The 2,220-nt window shown below is 62.4% G+C and carries 3 protein-coding genes; all 3 read left to right on the top strand.

All coding sequences use genetic code 11. From position 1 onward, the window contains the following. Window positions 1-472: 472 nt before the first annotated feature. Window positions 473-805: a hypothetical protein gene (locus FW784_RS13650; RefSeq protein ID WP_149353871.1), complete on the top strand. Its 333-nt coding sequence runs from the start codon at window positions 473-475 to the stop codon at window positions 803-805. 135 nt (window positions 806-940) lie between these two features. Next, window positions 941-1,261 (top strand): hypothetical protein, encoded by a 321-nt coding sequence (locus FW784_RS13645; protein WP_149353870.1) that lies wholly within the window; start codon window positions 941-943, stop codon window positions 1,259-1,261. Window positions 1,262-1,378: 117 nt separating this feature from the next. Then, window positions 1,379-1,726 (top strand): MmcQ/YjbR family DNA-binding protein, encoded by a 348-nt coding sequence (locus FW784_RS13640; protein ID WP_149353869.1) that lies wholly within the window; start codon window positions 1,379-1,381, stop codon window positions 1,724-1,726. The last annotated feature ends 494 nt before the right edge of the window (window positions 1,727-2,220 follow it).

The following is a 2,220-nucleotide window of genomic DNA, read 5'->3' as shown; positions in this document are numbered from 1 at the left end:
CCTATCCGGGCGTGTGGGCTCTAACAAGTCGTTCAACCCGACGCCGCTTCGCGGCGCGGGTCAACTCTGGTGTTAGGCCCCGTGGTGTTGGTTCACGGCGGCGTGCGCAGGTTGCGGTCGCACCGCCGCGTGTAGTTCCCGTCCAGCTTCGCCCTTTTTTCGTGGCGCCTGCCGGTTCGTCCTCGCCTTCGGCTATATCTGCCAAGGCTTCTCGCCGCCCGAGCATCCCGCGAACGTCTTCGGTCGGCAGCTGCGTTGAAGCGTTCTGGCGCGTGCGGTCTCACCTGCCGTAGCATCGCCGCAACCGTTGGGCTTCGGGTCGCGGTGTTCTCGCCGGGCCGGGGCCTAACAATTCGTCCAAGCCGACGTCGCTTCGTTCCGGCTTTGCAGTGGCAGGTAGAGCTTGCCACTGCAAAACCTCCACTACGCGCCGCGGCTTAACTCAGGTGTTAGGGCGCACGGGAGAGTGTCTATGTACGTGTTGTTTCTGCTTTGCGCATTAGCCGGCATTCTCGTCTTGCCCGTCATGCTTGGCGCCAGATTCGTTGGCGCCGAACGGACCGGTTTCGGCCCCGCGCTTGTCGCAGTTGTTCTTCAGTCGTGCCTGGTGTTCGCAGTCGGCTACTTTGCGCCAAACGTTCTCGGCGTACTTGTCGGATTCGTCTTGGGCGCTGTGCTTTATGCGTACACTCTCGGCACCACCGTGCCTCGCGGTGCCGGCATCAGCGTAGTGTCCGGCGGAATATCCATGGTCATCTCTTTTCTCTTCGCCAGCTCCTTCGCCATCATGGCAAGTGCGCCCTAACAATTCGTCCAAGCCGACGCCGCTTCGAGGCGCGGCTTAACTCAGGTGTTAGGCCCCGCATGCAGGTAGATCGCGGATCGAAGGTACCCAACCAGCTGTCTCCGACGCGCTAACGGAGCTGCCGGAGACCTATAAGTGGCCACCTACATCATCTATTACATCATCCTGTCGGGCGTGGCCGGCGGCGTGGCGCGAGCGTATATCGCTGCAGGGCTCAGTGCGGCGGAATCGATCGACCATCCCGCTCCGGCCCCACGCTGGGCGTGGCGCTATTTTGTGTTTTCCAGCGCTTACGCCTTCGCATGCCTCATAGCTCCCATGATCACAACACCTCTTTGGGCGCATCTTCCCGGCCACCCGCGGCGAACTGGCTTTGACTTGCTTGCCACGGCAGTGCCGATGGCTTTACTGATCAACTGGATCAGCTGTCGAATCATTCGGGCGAGCAACCGATGAGCTGCTACAGGCTTCGGGCTCGTCCCGCGGAACAGCCGGGGCCTAACAATTCGTCCAAGCCGACGCCGCTTCGCGGCGCGGCTTAACTCAGGTGTTAGGCCACTGTAGGGAGCAGCAATGAACGTGGAGTTCGTTCGTGCGATCGCCTTGGCTCTCCCGGAAGTGACGGAGGCGCCGCATTTCGATTACGGCTCATTCCGGGTCAAAGGAAAGATTTTCGTCACCCTGCCGCCGGATGGGGAACACATCCACGTGTTCGTGGACGAACAGGAGCGCTTGCTAGCGGTGGCCAAGTATCCCGCAGCCGTCGAGCCACTGCCATGGGGCCAGAAGATCTTGGGTGTACGGGTTAACCTTTCACTCGCGAAGCCTGAAGCAGTCGAGCATCTGGTTCACGCTGCCTGGCGCAACAAGGCGCCGAAGCGTCTCGTGGCTGCAGCCGGGTTGTCCGGTCCAGTGGCCTAACAATTCGTCCAAGCCGACGCCGCTTCGCGGCGCGGCTTAACTCAGGTGTTAGCGCCCACGCCGGGTTGCATTGTGGTCGTCGGGCTAATCGCTCCTCGGGTTTCCTGGCTCACGGCTGCATCGGCTTTCGGATTCATGGCTGCAAGCTCGCGCCGCTCCTGTCGTCCAGGCTTCTCGCAGTGATCAGAACGGCGGCGCCAGCTTGCCGGCCACATCCGTTCGGGCGCCGTCACTGCCCTCGCCGTTCGGCGCGCCTTCGGCGCCCCGTCCCGTCTATCTCGCGGTCCCGCTCTTCGTGCCAAACTCTCGCCACGTGGAGCAGCGCGCCAGTATCCCGGCGCGTGGGCTCTAACAATTCGTTCAAGCCGACGCCGCTTCGCGGCGCGGCTTAACTCAGGTGTTAGCGCCCACGCCGGGATGCAATGCGGTTGTCGGGCTAATCGCTCTTCGAGCTTCGTAGCTCACGGCCACATCGGCTCGTAGGTTCACGGCTG

The organism is Cognatilysobacter lacus (genome assembly GCF_008274655.1).
Classification (GTDB): Bacteria; Pseudomonadota; Gammaproteobacteria; order Xanthomonadales; family Xanthomonadaceae; genus Cognatilysobacter; species Cognatilysobacter lacus.
This window is presented reverse-complemented; position numbering and strand designations above follow the sequence as displayed.

What these genes read in the sequence shown, in the direction of transcription:
- FW784_RS13650 (WP_149353871.1), top strand. Translation starts at nt 473, where the DNA reads ATGTACGTGTTGTTTCTGCTTTGCGCATTAGCCGGCATTCTCGTCTTG.
- FW784_RS13640 (WP_149353869.1), top strand. Translation starts at nt 1,379, where the DNA reads ATGAACGTGGAGTTCGTTCGTGCGATCGCCTTGGCTCTCCCGGAAGTG.